General features: G+C 63.3%; 15 protein-coding genes. 8 read left to right on the forward strand and 7 right to left on the reverse strand.

Features of this window, described 5'->3' with window-relative positions:
- Positions 1-18 precede the first annotated feature (18 nt).
- On the reverse strand, positions 19-783 hold the full coding sequence (gene purC, locus ACEXP3_RS14880; protein ID WP_210104948.1) for a phosphoribosylaminoimidazolesuccinocarboxamide synthase: 765 nt from the start codon (positions 781-783) through the stop codon (positions 19-21).
- Between the two features lie 237 nt (positions 784-1020).
- Here purC and ACEXP3_RS14885 point away from each other — a divergent pair, with 237 nt between their 5' ends.
- Positions 1021-1335: an ATPase inhibitor subunit zeta gene (locus tag ACEXP3_RS14885; protein ID WP_245365729.1), complete on the forward strand. Its 315-nt coding sequence runs from the start codon at positions 1021-1023 to the stop codon at positions 1333-1335.
- 57 nt (positions 1336-1392) lie between these two features.
- Here ACEXP3_RS14885 and ACEXP3_RS14890 read toward each other — a convergent pair whose 3' ends face one another.
- The 5 genes from ACEXP3_RS14890 to ACEXP3_RS14910 all read right to left on the reverse strand — a co-directional run bounded on the left by ACEXP3_RS14890 (position 1393) and on the right by ACEXP3_RS14910 (position 8278).
- On the reverse strand, positions 1393-3966 hold the full coding sequence (locus ACEXP3_RS14890) for a sensor domain-containing protein (protein ID WP_377297981.1): 2574 nt from the start codon (positions 3964-3966) through the stop codon (positions 1393-1395).
- 106 nt (positions 3967-4072) lie between these two features.
- Positions 4073-4627 carry an RBBP9/YdeN family alpha/beta hydrolase gene (locus tag ACEXP3_RS14895; RefSeq protein WP_210104950.1) on the reverse strand — a complete coding sequence of 185 codons (555 nt, stop codon included), beginning with the start codon at positions 4625-4627 and terminating at the stop codon, positions 4073-4075.
- Between the two features lie 249 nt (positions 4628-4876).
- Complete coding sequence (gene purB / locus ACEXP3_RS14900; RefSeq protein WP_377297982.1) at positions 4877-6178, reverse strand: adenylosuccinate lyase; 1302 nt, start codon at positions 6176-6178, stop codon at positions 4877-4879.
- Positions 6179-6306: 128 nt separating this feature from the next.
- Positions 6307-6990 carry a ribulose-phosphate 3-epimerase gene (gene rpe, locus ACEXP3_RS14905; protein WP_377297983.1) on the reverse strand — a complete coding sequence of 228 codons (684 nt, stop codon included), beginning with the start codon at positions 6988-6990 and terminating at the stop codon, positions 6307-6309.
- Positions 6991-7177: 187 nt separating this feature from the next.
- Positions 7178-8278, reverse strand: coding sequence for an ABC transporter substrate-binding protein (locus ACEXP3_RS14910; RefSeq protein ID WP_377297984.1), 1101 nt, complete (start codon positions 8276-8278; stop codon positions 7178-7180).
- A gap of 246 nt (positions 8279-8524) precedes the next feature.
- Between ACEXP3_RS14910 and ACEXP3_RS14915 the strand changes: the two genes are divergently transcribed.
- Genes ACEXP3_RS14915 through ACEXP3_RS14945 form a run of 7 tightly spaced genes read left to right on the forward strand, consistent with a single transcriptional unit; the run spans position 8525 to position 14207 of the window.
- The gene (locus ACEXP3_RS14915) at positions 8525-8974 is read left to right on the forward strand and encodes a flavin reductase (protein ID WP_377298002.1); all 450 of its coding nucleotides are present in this window, start codon (positions 8525-8527) and stop codon (positions 8972-8974) included.
- Between the two features lie 23 nt (positions 8975-8997).
- Entirely contained in the window at positions 8998-9927 is a 930-nt protein-coding gene (locus ACEXP3_RS14920) for an AAA family ATPase (RefSeq protein WP_377297985.1), read from the forward strand.
- Between the two features lie 4 nt (positions 9928-9931).
- The gene (locus tag ACEXP3_RS14925) at positions 9932-11185 is read left to right on the forward strand and encodes a vWA domain-containing protein (RefSeq protein WP_377297986.1); all 1254 of its coding nucleotides are present in this window, start codon (positions 9932-9934) and stop codon (positions 11183-11185) included.
- The gene (locus tag ACEXP3_RS14930) at positions 11182-11502 is read left to right on the forward strand and encodes an XdhC family protein (RefSeq protein WP_377297987.1); all 321 of its coding nucleotides are present in this window, start codon (positions 11182-11184) and stop codon (positions 11500-11502) included. Before ACEXP3_RS14925 ends, ACEXP3_RS14930 begins: the two co-directional genes overlap by 4 nt.
- Positions 11502-12200 (forward strand): XdhC family protein, encoded by a 699-nt coding sequence (locus ACEXP3_RS14935; protein WP_377297988.1) that lies wholly within the window; start codon positions 11502-11504, stop codon positions 12198-12200. The genes ACEXP3_RS14930 and ACEXP3_RS14935 overlap by 1 nt, the downstream gene beginning before the upstream one ends.
- Complete coding sequence (locus ACEXP3_RS14940; RefSeq protein WP_377297989.1) at positions 12197-13882, forward strand: NTP transferase domain-containing protein; 1686 nt, start codon at positions 12197-12199, stop codon at positions 13880-13882. Before ACEXP3_RS14935 ends, ACEXP3_RS14940 begins: the two co-directional genes overlap by 4 nt.
- Position 13883: 1 nt before the next feature.
- The gene (locus ACEXP3_RS14945; protein ID WP_377297990.1) at positions 13884-14207 is read left to right on the forward strand and encodes a TfoX/Sxy family protein; all 324 of its coding nucleotides are present in this window, start codon (positions 13884-13886) and stop codon (positions 14205-14207) included.
- A gap of 51 nt (positions 14208-14258) precedes the next feature.
- Here the strand turns inward: ACEXP3_RS14945 and ACEXP3_RS14950 are convergent.
- The coding region (locus ACEXP3_RS14950) for a transposase (protein ID WP_377297991.1) at positions 14259-14514 on the reverse strand (256 nt) is incomplete at its 5' end.

The following is a 14514-nucleotide window of genomic DNA, read 5'->3' on the forward strand; positions in this document are numbered from 1 at the left end:
TGACTGCTCCTGACGGCTTTACTGGACGAGAACCGGGCCGGTGCCACGGATCGGTTCGTTTTCGTTGATGATGCCGAGACGGCGAGCCACCTCGGAATAGGCTTCGACAAGTCCGCCCATGTCGCGGCGGAAGCGGTCCTTGTCCATGCGCTCCTTGGTCTCGATGTCCCAGAGACGGCAGCTGTCGGGCGAGATCTCGTCGGCAAGGATGATGCGCATCATGTCGCCTTCGAAGAGGCGGCCGCATTCGATCTTGAAATCGACGAGCTGGATGCCGACGCCGAGGAAGAGGCCCGACAGGAAATCGTTGACGCGGATGGCGAGCGCCATGATGTCGTCAAGCTCGGCGGGGTTTGCCCAGCCGAAGGCGGTGATGTGCTCTTCCGACACCATCGGATCGTTGAGCGCATCCGACTTGTAGTAGAATTCGATGATCGAGCGCGGCAGGACCACGCCTTCCTCGATGCCCAGCCGCTCCGACAGGGAGCCGGCGGCGACATTGCGCACGACGATCTCGAGCGGAATCATCTCCACTTCCTTGATCAGCTGCTCGCGCATGTTCATCCGGCGGATGAAATGGGTGGGAATGCCGATCTTGTTCAGGTGCGTGAAGATATATTCCGAAATCCGGTTGTTGAGCACACCCTTGCCATCGATGATGTCGTGCTTCTTCTTGTTGAAGGCGGTCGCATCGTCCTTGAAGAACTGGATGAGCGTGCCCGGTTCCGGGCCCTCATACAGGATCTTGGCCTTGCCTTCGTAGATACGGCGGCGACGGTTCATGGGTTCTTATCTCGTCTGGTTGGGCGTCTGTGTGACGCCGTGGATGGCGTTTGAGCGGTCCCATAACGGAAAACGGTCCGTTTCACAATGCGGGCCGGGGGCACATTGTGCGGGATGAAGCCAGGGGGGAAGGAATCGTTCACCGTGACCCTACACGCTTTGGCAAATTTTCTCGGGCAGTTTCGCATCGTCTGGCCGGAGCGCCACGATCATAGCGTATCTCAGCGGGGACGGGGAATGATTACATTACGTGACAGGGCGCGCGCGCTCGAAAACAGGTATGCCTTCGAGCAGACGCTTCAGTTTCGGGCTGAAGCACGGCGCAACAAGCTGCTGGGCCTATGGGCGGGGCAATTGCTGGGCAAGGACAATCCCATCGCCTATGCCGAGGAATTCGCCATCTGGGCCGTGGAGAACCCGAACGACCAGCACCTGCTCAACCGGTTGCGCGACGAATTTGCCGCCGCCGAAGTGCGTTTTGACGAGGTGGACCTGGCCGGCCGGCTGAACCAGATGCTTGCCGAAGTGCTGGAGGACATGCGCGCGGACTGATCCGCTCTTTCGCGGGGCCTGACCCGGCAAACGAAACCGACGAAATGCTCTGGTACGTCAGCAGCAGATGGCGTGCCAGCTCCCGGCCCGGATGAACGGCCCGATCTCCTCGAACGGCATCGGCCGCGCAAGCGCAAAACCCTGCAGGACATCGCAGCCAAGTTCCCGCAGGATTCGCGCATGATCCATGGTCTCGACGCCTTCGGCGATGACCTTGATGTTGAGGGATTTGCCGATCTCGACGATGGAACGGGCCAGTTTTCTCTGGCTTGCCGATTGCGGCAGCTGCCGGACAAGCTGGCGGTCGATCTTCAGGGCGGCCGGGTTGAGCCGCAGCAGGCTGACGATGGAGGCATGGCCCGAGCCGAAATCGTCGATCTCGATCTCGATGCCGAGCGATTTCAACTGCTCCAGCGTCTGCAGCACGTCGTCGCCGCAGTCATCAAGGAAGGCGGATTCCAGAAGCTCGAAGGAGAGCGATCCGGTCGGGATGTTCTTTCTCCTCAGCTTGCGCAAGAGGGCCGGATCGAGCAGCCGGCGGTAGGACACATTGGCCGAGATCTTTGGGACCGGGACACCCTGTGCCTCCCATTTCACAAAATCCTGCAGCGCCTGGTCGAGGATGATGCCGTCGATTGCGGCCACCACATCGATGTCTTCGGCGATCGACAGAAAGCTGTCGGGTGTCAGCAGGCCATGGCGGGGGTGCTGCCAGCGGGCGAGCGTTTCGGCGCCGCAGACTTCAAGCGTTACAGCATCGAACTGCAGCTGATAGGCCGCCTGGAACTGGCCCTCCTCGATGGCGGCCAGGATATCATCCGCCGTGCGCTTGGCCCGCACGATCTCCAGGTGGGTCTCCTGCGAGTAGAATTCGTAGCGGTTGCGCCCGGCATTCTTGGCGCGGTAGAGCGCCATGTCGGCATTGATCAGCAATTGCTTGGGCTCGACCGCCATGCCTTGGGTCCAGGCGATGCCGATGCTGGCGCCGAAACGGCATTCGCGCCCCTCATGCACCACGGGCTTGCGCATTTGCCGGATGATCCGGTTGGCAAGGCTGGACAGCTTTCGCGTGCCGCCGGTCGCCGGTGTCAGGATCACGAATTCGTCTCCGCCGATGCGCGCCACGAACTGGTCAGGCCCGGCATTGTCGCGCAACACCAGCGCCGCATGGCGCAGGATCGAATCGCCGGCATTGTGGCCCAGCGTGTCGTTGATCTGCTTGAAGCCGTCCAGATCGATATGCAGGACCGCAAGCGAGCGCCCCTCGCGCCCGCAGGTGCGGGCCTGCTCCACCAGCACGGCATCGAGATAGCGACGGTTGGGCAGACCGGTCAGATAGTCATGCATCGCATTGTGTTCGATATTGACACGGGCCGATTCCAGTTCGCGGTTGCGGGCTTCGGCGAGAAGCCTTGCCCGCTCCAGTTCCTGGTGGAGCGTCACGTCCTTGCTGATGTCCCAGTTGGCGCCGACCATCTTCAGGTGCCCGTCGGTATCGACAAAGGTCATCGAGCAGCTGCGGATCACCCGTTCACCGCCGCTTGCGGTGATGATGCGGTACTGATCCCAGTAACGCTCGTTCTGCTGTGTGTTGACCGCGACATTGTTCAGCACACGCTCGCGATCCGAAGGATGCAGGAAGTTTTCCCAGGTCTGGCCGACAGCCACCGGCATTGCCGGATCAAGCCCGTAGATGTCGTACATGCGCTCATCCCAGTAGACGTCCCCGGTCACCAGGTCGGCCTCGTAAACGCCGATGCCAGAAATGGCGAGCGCCATTTCGAGCCGCCGCGACATCTGCGCGCGACCATGTTCGGCATGTTTGCGGTCCGTCACGTCCGTATCGGTACCGACCACGCGCAGCGCCCGTCCGTCCGGCGCCCGTTCGATGCAGGCGCCGCGACATTCGATCCAGATCCAGTGGCCGTCCGCATGGCGCTCGCGGTACTGGAACATCTGGTATTCCGGGTCTCCCGCCTCCTGGCGCTCCATCGCATGCAGCGTGAAATCGACATCGTCCGGATGCAGGAGCGTCAGCCAGGCTTCCTTGCTCGGCGGCAGCGGATCGTCCGGCGCCATGCCGCGGATCAGCCGCCAGGTCGGGGAATAGTATTTCTGCCCGATGCCATAGTTGTGATCCCACACACCGGAAACGGAGCTGACAAGGGCACTGTTCCAGCGGGTTTCGCGCGCCGCAATATCCTCCTCGGCGCGTTTTTGCCGGGTGATGTCACAAAGCTGCAGAAGGATGAGCGCTCCGTCTGCGGTCTCCGTCTCCGGTCGGGCGCAGGTGGCAAGCGCCCATTTCAATACGCCATCGGCCATCGGCAGGCGAAGCTCGACACCGGAGGGCACGACGGCTTGCGGCAAACCGGCCTGCGCCAGCATCAGTTCTAGCGCAGGGCGATCCCTTGGATCCAGCAGGGCCGAAAGGGTCAACGCATCAGGGGCCGCCGAGGGGCGCTGCCACGCCGCCTCGAAAGCCCCATTGGCATGCAACAGACGACTGCTCGCCCTGTCGATGAGCACGGTCGGAAACGGCATCCGGTGAACGATGTCCGCCAGAGATGCGGGCACATCGTCAGCGGTCCGCTTCGCAGACAGGACATGAACATCGTCGTCGGGCTTCACCAGCGCACTTCCCCCGCAGTCTGATCAACGCTCGGGCATGAGCTTAGCGGACTTGCGCGACGTGAGGCGAACAATTTGCTAAAATCTCGCCTTATTTTATCGTTGTCTAAGGCTTCAGCCCCGACAAGAACTTGGCAAAGACCATCGTCCCTTCCGGCCATGGGCCATGACCAGATTCGGCGTTGATATGGCCGGCCTCGCCGGCATCGATCAGCAGGGAACCCCAGGCATTGGTGATATCGTCGGCATGCTCGTAAGAACCGAAGGGATCGTTGCGGCTGGCAATCGTCAGCGAGGGAAACGGCAGGGGATCGCGCGGATAGGGTCCGAACGTCATCAGATGCTTGGGGCGAATGCCGGGATTTGCGACATCGGGCGGTGCGACCAGAAAGGCGCCGGCGACCTTCTGGCGAAATTGCGGAATGGCATGGATGGCCGCGGCAACGCCCAGCGAATGGGCAACCAGCACAACCGGCCGCGACGAGGCGTTCACCTCGTCGGCCACGCGCGCCACCCAGTCTTCGCGCACCGGTTTCGACCATTCGGCCTGCTCGACCCGGCGCGCGGTCTGCAACTTGCCCTCCCAGCGCGTCTGCCAGTGGGCAGGGCCTGAATTGGTGTAGCCGGGAATGATGAGAATATCTGCGTCGGAAGCCTTCATGCCCCCTTATCTGCTAGCGGCCGGGTTCCTCGTCAAGAGAAGAGCGCATGCAAGGTGCGCAAAATCACGAAGCAACGCGTCCTATTTCGCCTGAAGATGCGAGGCTATCGCGCAGGAACCTCACCGGTTCCTCGGGCACGGCGCGGGCGACAACAGACGTTTGGCCGTCCCGTCAAGAGAGCGATAAAACGCAATCAGCCGGCGCAGTTACCCGCACCGGCTGACGATCTGAATCATATTGGAGAGGCCTCAGCCGAAAACGCGCCGGAAAATCGTGTCGACATGTTTCGTGTGATAGCCAAGGTCGAACTTTTCGCGGATGACCTCTTCCGACAAGGCGGCGCGCACCTCCTGGTCGGCGAGCAGTTCCTCCAGAAAGTCCTTGCCCTGTTCCCACACCTTCATAGCATTGCGCTGCACGAGACGATAGCTGTCTTCGCGCGACACACCGGCTTGCGTGAGAGCCAAAAGTACACGCTGGGAGTGAACAAGTCCGCGGAACTTGTTGAGGTTCTTCATCATGTTCTCAGGATAGATCACCAGCTTCTCGATGACGCCGGCGAGACGATGCAGCGCGAAATCGAGCGTCACGGTGGTATCCGGGCCGATGGCGCGCTCGACGCTCGAATGGGAGATATCGCGCTCGTGCCAGAGGGCGACGTTTTCCAGGGCGGGCACGACGGACATGCGCACAAGGCGGGCAAGGCCGGTGAGGTTTTCGGTGAGCACCGGATTGCGCTTGTGCGGCATGGCCGACGAACCCTTCTGGCCGGGCGAGAAGAACTCTTCCGCTTCCAGAACTTCCGTGCGCTGCATGTGGCGGATTTCGATGGCGACGTTTTCAATCGACGAGGCAATCACGCCGAGCGTCGCAAAGAACATGGCATGACGGTCACGCGGAATGACCTGCGTGGAGACCGGCTCCGGCGTCAGGCCGAGCTTTTCGCAGACATGTTCTTCGACGCGCGGATCGATATTGGCAAACGTGCCGACGGCGCCGGAAATGGCACCGGTGGCAATCTCGGCGCGGGCGGCAACAAGCCGGGCGCGATTGCGCTGCATTTCGGCGTAGAAGCGGGCAAAGGTCAGGCCCATGGTTACCGGCTCGGCATGGATGCCGTGGCTGCGGCCGATGCGCACCGTGTCCTTGTGCTCGAAGGCCCGGGTCTTCAGCGCCGACAGCAGCCGGTCCATGCCGGCGATGAGGATATCGCTCGCGCGCACCAGCTGGATGTTGAACGTGGTGTCGAGCACGTCCGACGAAGTCATTCCCTGGTGGACGAACCGGCTGTCGGGGCCGACGAACTCGGCAAGATGCGTCAGAAACGCAATCACGTCATGCTTGGTGACGGCCTCGATCTCGTCGATGCGCGCCACGTTGAATTCGGCAGCGCCGCCCTTTTCCCAAATGGTTTTCGCCGCATCCTTCGGGATCACGCCAAGCTCCGCCAGAGCATCGCAGGCATGTGCCTCGATCTCGAACCAGATGCGGAATTTCGTTTCGGGCGACCAGATGGCGACCATTTCAGGCCGGGAATAACGCGGGATCATCGGCGGATTTCCTCAAGGAGACAGCAAAATTTGGCTCGCTTTAGCAAGAACCACCCGCAATCTCAACGCAGGACGCACTGAGAAGTCTTCGGGTGGCACGCCAGGCGGGCCAGCGCGAGACAACAGCGTCAGGCCGCGCCTGCCTCGGCATTGTGGCGCAAGGCCGTTACATTGGTGCGATAGGCCTCGGTATCGCCACCCTTGTAGATGGCCGAGCCTGCGACAAAGACATTGGCGCCGGCCCGGGCCGCATCGCCGATGGTCTCCGTCGTGATGCCGCCATCCACTTCAAGCTCGATCGGACGGCTGGCGATCAGCGCACGGGCGGCGCGGATCTTGTCGAACATAGCCGGAATGAATTTCTGGCCGCCAAAGCCCGGATTGACGCTCATGATGAGAATGAGGTCGACATCGTCGAGCACGTTTTCAATCACCGACAGCGGCGTTGCCGGATTGAGCGTGACGCCGACCTTCTTGCCGAGCGAGCGTATGGTCTGCAGCGAGCGGTGCAGGTGAACACCGGCCTCCGCATGCACGGTGATGCTGTCGCAGCCGGCCTTGGCAAAGGCTTCCAGATAGGGATCGGCCGGCGTAATCATCAAATGGCAATCGAAAAAGGCGGTGGTGTGCGGGCGAAGCGCCTTGATCACATCGGGGCCGAAGGAAATGTTCGGCACGAAATGGCCGTCCATCACATCGAGATGCACCCAGTCGGCGCCGGCGTTCACGACATCGCGCACCTCCTGGCCGAGCTTGGAAAAATCGGCAGCAAGGATGGATGGAGCAATGCGGATGGGCAGGGACTGGGACATCAACGGGTTCCTTCGGCGGGTCAGGGACGGCGCCGGGATCCGTTTAAGGAGCCACAGGCGCCGGGCAGAAAGGCTTGCCGCAAAGGCCCGTCCTTCCGGTGAAAGGATCAGGCGCCCGGCGGCCGATTTCGGCTCCGCTTAACATTCCGCCTTAGGTGGCACAATGACCGGATCGATGGGAATACCGTCATTTCCGCTCGACGTTTGCCGGCTGAAAGGCGCCGCCGCGCCATTCCTGCAGGCGAAACGGGTTCTCGGCCAGTTCGTGATCGGCACCGAATGTCAGGGGACCCAGCACCGTATCGACCGCAAGACCGGGGAGCACCTGCACGATTGAGGTCTTGCCGCTGGCAGCCTTGACGCTTGCGGCCCTTGCCAACTGAACGGCCGCATAGGCAGGCAGGGTGTAGCCATCGGATTCGCTTCCCGTGGCGCGAAGGGCCGCCACGGCCGCGCTGGCTGCGGGCAGGGTCGCGTAATCGGCAAGCGCCACCGCAAGGACGCCGTCGGCGAGCGGGACGGGTCGGTCTGCCGCGCGCATCACATCGCCGCCGATAAAGGTGAGGGCTGCCTTCTCGGCAGCCGCATCGCGCGCCATGACGGACACATCGGCCCGGTCTCCGCCGACCACCACATGCGAGACGCCCGCCTTGACGAGGCGACGCACCAGCGCCAGCTGCTGCTCCTGACCGGGGCGGAACGTGTCGGCAAAGGCGGGCTTGATGCCGCCGGCTTCCAGCTTCTGGCGGATCGCACCGGTGAGTTCCCGGCCATAGATCGTGCCGTCATCGACGAGCGCAATGGACTTGTTCTGGAATTTCGACAGCACGATCTCGGCAAGCCTGCTCGCCTCCTCGCCGTCGACGGGGGCGAGCCGGAAGAAGGGCCAGCCGTAGCGCGTGGCATCCTCCATCAGGATTTTGGAGCGGACCGAAACGGTTATCGCCGCAATGCCCGCCTCTTTCAGCTGCGGCAGCGATTCCGACAGCGTTTCGACGCAGAGAAAGCCGATGGCAGCGGTGGCGCCCGCCTGCTTCAGTTTGTCGGCGATCGCCTTGCCGGCGCCCTGTTCGCAGCTTTCGGCAATCGGAACAAGGGTGTCGCCCGCTGCGGCGGCGGCCTTTGCGCCCCGAAGGATCTGCTGGCCAAGCATGGCATAGGGGCCGACGGTCGGGGCGACCACCCCGATGGTCGCGGCAGACACCGGCGCGGCCGCCAGACAAACAGCGATAGCGGCGGCAAGAACTGCACCGTGGCGGGGGACGGATGGGATCGAATGAGCGCTCATGGCGCACATTTAGCCGGCCTTTGGCGCCCGTCAAAGCAAATTGCGCGGCAGACGCAGAGACGGGGCCAAATTGCGCCACGGCGTGGACAAGCACAGGCCGCCTTCCCATATGGAAAGGGTGAAGGCAGCCGGGGCGGCTGTCGAGGTCCGCAAGGACGGGGGAGGAACCGCGTGACTGTTTCCGACACACCAGAACACGCGCACTCCCTGCGGCAACCCGTCGATCCGGCTCTCTATCGCAACGGCATGGCGCGCTATGCCGGCCACGTGCAGGCCGTCACGACCGAGTGGCAGGGCGTCCGGCGCGGCGTGACGGCAACGGCTGTCTGTTCGGTGTCGGACGATCCAGCCATGGTTCTTGTGTGCCTCAATGCCGGCAATGCCAGCAATGCGCTCTTCGAACAGAGCGGCATCTTTGCGCTGAATGCGCTGGCGGGGCATCATCAGGCTCTTGCCAAGGCGCTTGCGGGCTTTGATCGGCTGCCGGTGGAGGAGCGGTTTGCGCTGGCGGAGTGGACGGTGCTAGAAACCGGCGCGCCGGTGCTATCCGACGCGCTCGTCTCCTTCGATTGCACGCTCCTCGAAATCCGCCGGATGGCGACCCATCTGGTTCTGTTCGGGCAGGTGGTGGCCATGCATTTCGGTCCGCCCAATCCGCCCCTCATTTATCTGGACCGCGCATTTCACGCGCTGTAGTCTCACCGAAACGGGGGGGAGTCATGACAGATCAGGATGCGCGCCGGCCTCCGGCATCGATCGATGAAACCATTACCTTGCTCAGAGAACAGGATTATCTTGCCGGGCGGGGTCTTGCGACGGTGATCTTCCTGGCGCTTCGCATGCAGCGGCCGCTGTTTCTGGAAGGCGAGGCGGGCGTCGGCAAGACCGAGATCGCCAAGGCGCTGGCAAAAGGCCTCAACCGCCCGCTGATCCGCCTGCAATGCTATGAGGGGCTGGATGTCGCCTCGGCCGTCTATGAATGGAACTATCCGGCGCAGATGCTCGATATCCGGCTTTCGGAGGCGGCAGGCCTTGAAGACCGCGAGCGGCTGGAAGCCAATCTCTATTCCGAACGCCACCTGATCCGCCGGCCGGTGCTGCAGGCTCTGGCGCGGCAGGGCGAAGCGGCGCCCGTCTTCCTCATCGACGAACTGGACCGCACCGACGAGGCTTTTGAGGCCTTCCTTCTGGAAGTGCTCTCCGATTTTCAGGTGACGATCCCGGAGCTTGGCACGATCAGGGCCGCCGAGCCGCCGATCGTCATCATCACCACCAACCGCACGCGCGAAATCCATGATGCGCTGAAGCGGCGCTGCCTCTATCACTGGGTGGATTATCCCGATGCCGCGCAGGAACTGGCGATCCTGAAGCGCAAGGTACCGCAGGCCGGTGAAGCGCTGTCGCGCCAGGTGGTGGCCTATGTGCAGAAGCTGCGTACGGTGGATCTCTTCAAGAACCCCGGCATTGCCGAAACCATTGACTGGGCAACGGCACTGACCGAGCTTGACCGGCTGGCGCTCGATCCGGAGACGATTTCCGACACGCTCGGCACGCTCCTCAAATACCAGGACGATATCGCCCGTATCCGCGGCGGCGAGGGTGGTGCGCTTCTCGCCGAAGTGAAAGCGGACCTGCTGGCGGCGGGATAGGGCGATGATGACAGGCCACGGCGAAGATTTGCGAGAAGGCAGCGGCACCGACCCGGAGGGACGGCTTGCCGAAAACATTCTCTATTTCTCCCGGGTTCTGCGTCGCGCCGGCCTCAAGACCTCGCCGCAAGCAACGCTTGATGCGGTGGCGGCGGCAGAGGCCGTGGGTATTGGCGCGCGAGAAGAATTTCGGGCAGCGCTTGCCGCCGTCTTCGTCAAGCGGCGCGAGGACATGGCCGTGTTCGATGAGGCGTTCCGCCTGTTCTTCCGCAAGCGCGATCTCGTTGAAAAGATGATCCAGATGATGTCGCCGAAAATCGCCGAGCAGCGCGAGCCGGAGAAGCCGAAGCCGGCTGCATCGCGGGTGGGCGATAGCCTGGTCGCAGAACAGGCACGCCCGCAAAAGCCGCAGGCGCCGCCGCAGGTGGAGGCCGATGCGCGTTTTACCGCGTCCGCCTCGGAAGTCTTGCGGCGCACCGATTTCGCCCAGATGTCGGCCGCGGAACTGGCGGCTGCGCGCCTCGAAATGGCAAAGCTCGTGCTGCCGCTCGACGAGGTCGTGACACGCCGGTTCCAGGCGGCAAACCATCCCGGCCGCATCGATCCGCGCGCCACGCTGCGGCAGGCGATGCGCAGCGGCGGCGACATCATGCTGCCGAAATTCCGCCGGCTGCAGAGGCAGGAGCCACCGCTGGTGGTGCTTGCCGATATTTCCGGCTCGATGAGCCAGTACAGCCGCATCTTTCTGCATTTTGCCCATGCGCTGATGGAAAAACGGCGGCGCACGCATGTCTTTCTGTTCGGCACCCGCTTGACCAATGTCACGCGCAGCTTACGTCAAAGGGATCCGGACGAGGCGCTCGATGCCTGCACCCGGTCCGTCAACGACTGGTCGGGCGGAACGCGCATCGGCGAGACGCTGAAAACCTTCAACCGTCTCTGGGGCCGCCGGGTCCTGGGGGGCGGCGCCGTCGTCCTCCTGATCACCGACGGGCTGGAGCGGGACGGCGTAACGGAGCTGGAGATCGAGATCGATCGGCTGCACCGCTCGTGTCGCCGGTTGATCTGGCTCAACCCGCTGTTGCGCTTTGAGGGTTTCGAGCCCCGCGCCCGCGGTGTGCGGGCCATGCTGCCGCATGTGGACGAGTTTCGCCCCGTGCATAATCTGAATTCGCTGGCGGATCTGGCGCAGGCGCTGTCGGGCAAGGCGACGGCCGGCGCGAACTACCGCCGTTTCAAGGAAAGGGCTGTCGCATGAGCATCATGCTGGATCCGCTTGTTACCGCAGAAACCTGGGCCCGCGAGGGCCGCTCGGTCGCCATTGCCACCGTGATGGAAACCTGGGGTTCGGCCCCACGCCCGGCAGGCAGCCATCTGGTGATCGACGGCGACGGCAATTTCGAAGGATCCGTCTCCGGCGGCTGCGTCGAGGGTGCGGTCATCACCGAAGCGCTGGACGTCATCACTTCGGGCGCACCAAAGATGCTGGACTTCGGCGTCGCGGATGAAACGGCCTGGCGGGTCGGCCTCTCGTGCGGCGGGCGCATCCGCGTCTATGTGGAGAAACTCAACTGATGCGGCTCGATCATCTGGCAGACGTCAATGCCGCGCGACGCTCCCGCAAGGCCGTCATCCTGATTACCGATACGGCATCCGGCGAGACAGAGGTTCTGGTGGAAGGGCAGCCGGTGCCGGCACAGCTGGCCGAGGCAGCGGAAAAGGCGTTCCGCAGCGGAAAATCCGGGCTCATCGACATCGACGGCCGGCCGCTGTTCTTCAACGTGCACCTGCCGCCGCCGCGGATCGTCGCGATCGGGGCGGTGCATATCACGCAAGGGTTGGCGCGGCTGGCGCCGGTTGTCGGCTATGACCTCACCATCATCGATCCGCGCACGGCCTTTGCCACGCCGGAGCGCTTTGAGGGCGTCGATCTCGTCGCCGATTGGCCGGAGGATGTGCTGAAGGAGCGGGTGCTTGACCCCTATACGGCGGTGGCGGCCGTGACCCACGACCCGAAGATCGATGATTTTGCCTTGGCGGAAGCACTGCGCTGCGACTGTTTCTATGTGGGCGCGCTTGGCAGCCGCAAGACCCATGGGCGCCGCGTCGAGCGGCTTCTGGAGAGCGGGTTGACGCAGGAGCAGATCGACAAGATCCACGCGCCGATCGGGCTCGATATCGGCGCCTCGAGCCCGGAAGAAATTGCGCTCGCGATCCTGGCGCAGATCGTCGCGGCGTTCCGGCGCCGGTCGCTGTCGGGCGGTGCGGCATGATCTTCGGGTCGGTGCCGATTGATGAAGCGCAAGAGGCGATCCTCGCCCACAGCGTCGGCCATCCGGGCGGCCGCGTGTCAAAAGGGACGATCCTTTCGGCGCAGGATATCGCGCTCCTCAAGCAGGCGGGCTTGTCCGAGGTGGTGGTGGCACGGCTTCAGCCGGGCGACCTGACGGAGGATGTGGCCGCCGGACAGCTTGCGGCCTGTCTTAAGAGCAGCGACGTTCGGCTTTCGGCGGCAAGCACGGGCCGGGTGAATATCTACGCGCTACGAAACGGGTTGTTTCGCGCTGATCGCGACCTGATCGACCGGTTCAACCGGGTCGATCCGGCCATCACGCTCGCCTGTCTGGCCGACCGGGCCCCGGTTGCAGCCGGCGATATGGTGGCAACGGTGAAAATCATTCCGCTTGCCGTGGCGGGCGACAAGGTGGAGGCTGCTAAATCCGTGGCTGCGAAGGGTAAGGCCGTGTCGATCGCGCCCTACCGGCCCTTTGCCGTCACGCTGATCCAGACGGAACTGCCGGTGCTGAAAACCTCCGTGCTGGACAAGACCAAAGACCTCCTGTCGCGTAGGCTTGCGCCCTCCGGCAGCGTCATCATCCGCGAGGAGCGCGTGCCGCATCGGGCAGATGCGGTGGCGGCAGCGGTGCGCAGAGCGCTGACCAGGCCGGAGAACGGCGCGCCCCACATGGTCATCCTGTTCGGCGCCTCTGCCGTCTGCGATGGCGAGGACGTGCTGCCTGAGGCCATGCGGCTTGCAGGCGCCAAAGTGGAGCAGGTGGGCCTGCCGGTCGATCCGGGCAATCTTCTGGTGCTCGGCTATCAGGGCGATGTGGCGCTGATCGGCGCGCCGGGATGCGCCCGCTCGCCCAAGGAAAATGGCTTTGACTGGGTGCTGAACCGGATCCTGTCGGGCGAGCGCCCGCGGGCGCAGGACCTGACGGGGCTTGGAGTGGGAGGATTGCTGATGGAAATTCCAGGCCGCCCGCAGCCCCGAGAGCTTGCCGCCACCAAGGGCAGGGCGCTGGTCATCGGAACCCTGCTGCTTGCCGCTGGCCGCGCGAGCCGGATGGGTGACGCCGGCCACAAGCTGCTGGCCGAATTCGATGGCGTGCCGCTGGTGCGCCGCGTGGCCGAGCGGGCGCTTGCCGCTGCGGCTTCTCATGATGCCGATGGGCAACCGGACAATCGGGGAGAGGAGCAGGTGCCTGAACCTCTCGTCGTTGTCACCGGTCATCGAGGCACCGATGTTTCGCAGGCGCTGAGCGGGCTTGACCTCACGCTGGTGGACAATCCCGATTACGCAAGCGGCATGGCAAGCTCGATCAAGGCCGGCCTTGCCTCATCCGCGCTGTCGGACGTGTCGGGCGTGATGGTGCTTCTCGCCGACATGCCGGCGGTTTCCGCGCACGATCTGCAGACGCTGCAGGACGCGTTCCGCAAGGCGGAAGGGCGCGCCATTGTGCGGGCGGTCGCCGGCGGCAAGCGCGGCAATCCGGTCATCCTGCCGCGCGCCACCTTCGGCGAGCTGATGCTGCTTCAGGGCGATGTCGGTGCCCGCCACGTGATTGAAACCTGCGGCCTGCCGATCATCGACGTGGAGATCGGGGAGGCCGCCCACATTGATGTGGATACCCCGGACGCTGTGGTGGCGGCCGGCGGCCTCTTGCGGGGTTAGGATGGATACGCCCGATATCGAAGATCTGTTTTCCGGGCTCGGTGCCATTACCATTCGGCGCATGTTCGGCGGCAAGGGCATCTACCATCACGGCGTCATCTTCGCCATCGACCTGCGGGGCGAGTTGATGCTGAAGGCGGATGCTGAAAGCGCGCCAAAATTTAAAGAGGCCGGCGCAAGACAGTGGACCTATGAGGGCAAGACCGGCAAGCCGGTGCTGATGCCCTACTGGTCAATTCCCGAGGAAGCCTTTGACGATCCCGACGAGATGACGCGCTGGGCACGGCTTGCCTATGAGGCGGGCGTGCGCAGCGCAGGTCGCTAATATTGACGTTTTGGGGAGGATTTACCCGAGCGGCTTAGGGGCCGTGGGGATTCATCGTGAGTTGATCACAGCCGCTGCCAGATAGATCATGGCCTGAAAGCTCTGATCCGTTTTACAGGCTCTCATAGCGATGCGCTTGAACTCTTTGAGTTTGCAGAAGAAATTTTCAATCAGGTGTCGCCATTTGTAAATCTCAGTGTCGATTTGGAGAGGCACTGATCGACGTGGATGTTGCGAGATGACAATTTTCGCGCCACGCTCGTTGAGATCGGCCACAATGGTGTTGCTATCGAAAGCCTTGTCGGCG

It is taken from the genome of Neorhizobium fuzhouense (assembly GCF_042611105.1).
Classification (GTDB): Bacteria; Pseudomonadota; Alphaproteobacteria; order Rhizobiales; family Rhizobiaceae; genus Neorhizobium; species Neorhizobium galegae_A.

Bases quoted from the DNA above. Each gene is read 5' to 3' on its own strand.
- purC (WP_210104948.1), bottom strand. From the start codon at position 783: ATGAACCGTCGCCGCCGTATCTACGAAGGCAAGGCCAAGATCCTGTAT.
- ACEXP3_RS14885 (WP_245365729.1), top strand. From the start codon at position 1,021: ATGATTACATTACGTGACAGGGCGCGCGCGCTCGAAAACAGGTATGCC.
- ACEXP3_RS14895 (WP_210104950.1), bottom strand. From the start codon at position 4,627: ATGAAGGCTTCCGACGCAGATATTCTCATCATTCCCGGCTACACCAAT.
- purB (WP_377297982.1), bottom strand. From the start codon at position 6,178: ATGATCCCGCGTTATTCCCGGCCTGAAATGGTCGCCATCTGGTCGCCC.
- rpe (WP_377297983.1), bottom strand. From the start codon at position 6,990: ATGTCCCAGTCCCTGCCCATCCGCATTGCTCCATCCATCCTTGCTGCC.
- ACEXP3_RS14910 (WP_377297984.1), bottom strand. From the start codon at position 8,278: ATGAGCGCTCATTCGATCCCATCCGTCCCCCGCCACGGTGCAGTTCTT.
- ACEXP3_RS14915 (WP_377298002.1), top strand. From the start codon at position 8,525: ATGGCGCGCTATGCCGGCCACGTGCAGGCCGTCACGACCGAGTGGCAG.
- ACEXP3_RS14920 (WP_377297985.1), top strand. From the start codon at position 8,998: ATGACAGATCAGGATGCGCGCCGGCCTCCGGCATCGATCGATGAAACC.
- ACEXP3_RS14925 (WP_377297986.1), top strand. From the start codon at position 9,932: ATGATGACAGGCCACGGCGAAGATTTGCGAGAAGGCAGCGGCACCGAC.
- ACEXP3_RS14930 (WP_377297987.1), top strand. From the start codon at position 11,182: ATGAGCATCATGCTGGATCCGCTTGTTACCGCAGAAACCTGGGCCCGC.
- ACEXP3_RS14935 (WP_377297988.1), top strand. From the start codon at position 11,502: ATGCGGCTCGATCATCTGGCAGACGTCAATGCCGCGCGACGCTCCCGC.
- ACEXP3_RS14940 (WP_377297989.1), top strand. From the start codon at position 12,197: ATGATCTTCGGGTCGGTGCCGATTGATGAAGCGCAAGAGGCGATCCTC.
- ACEXP3_RS14945 (WP_377297990.1), top strand. From the start codon at position 13,884: ATGGATACGCCCGATATCGAAGATCTGTTTTCCGGGCTCGGTGCCATT.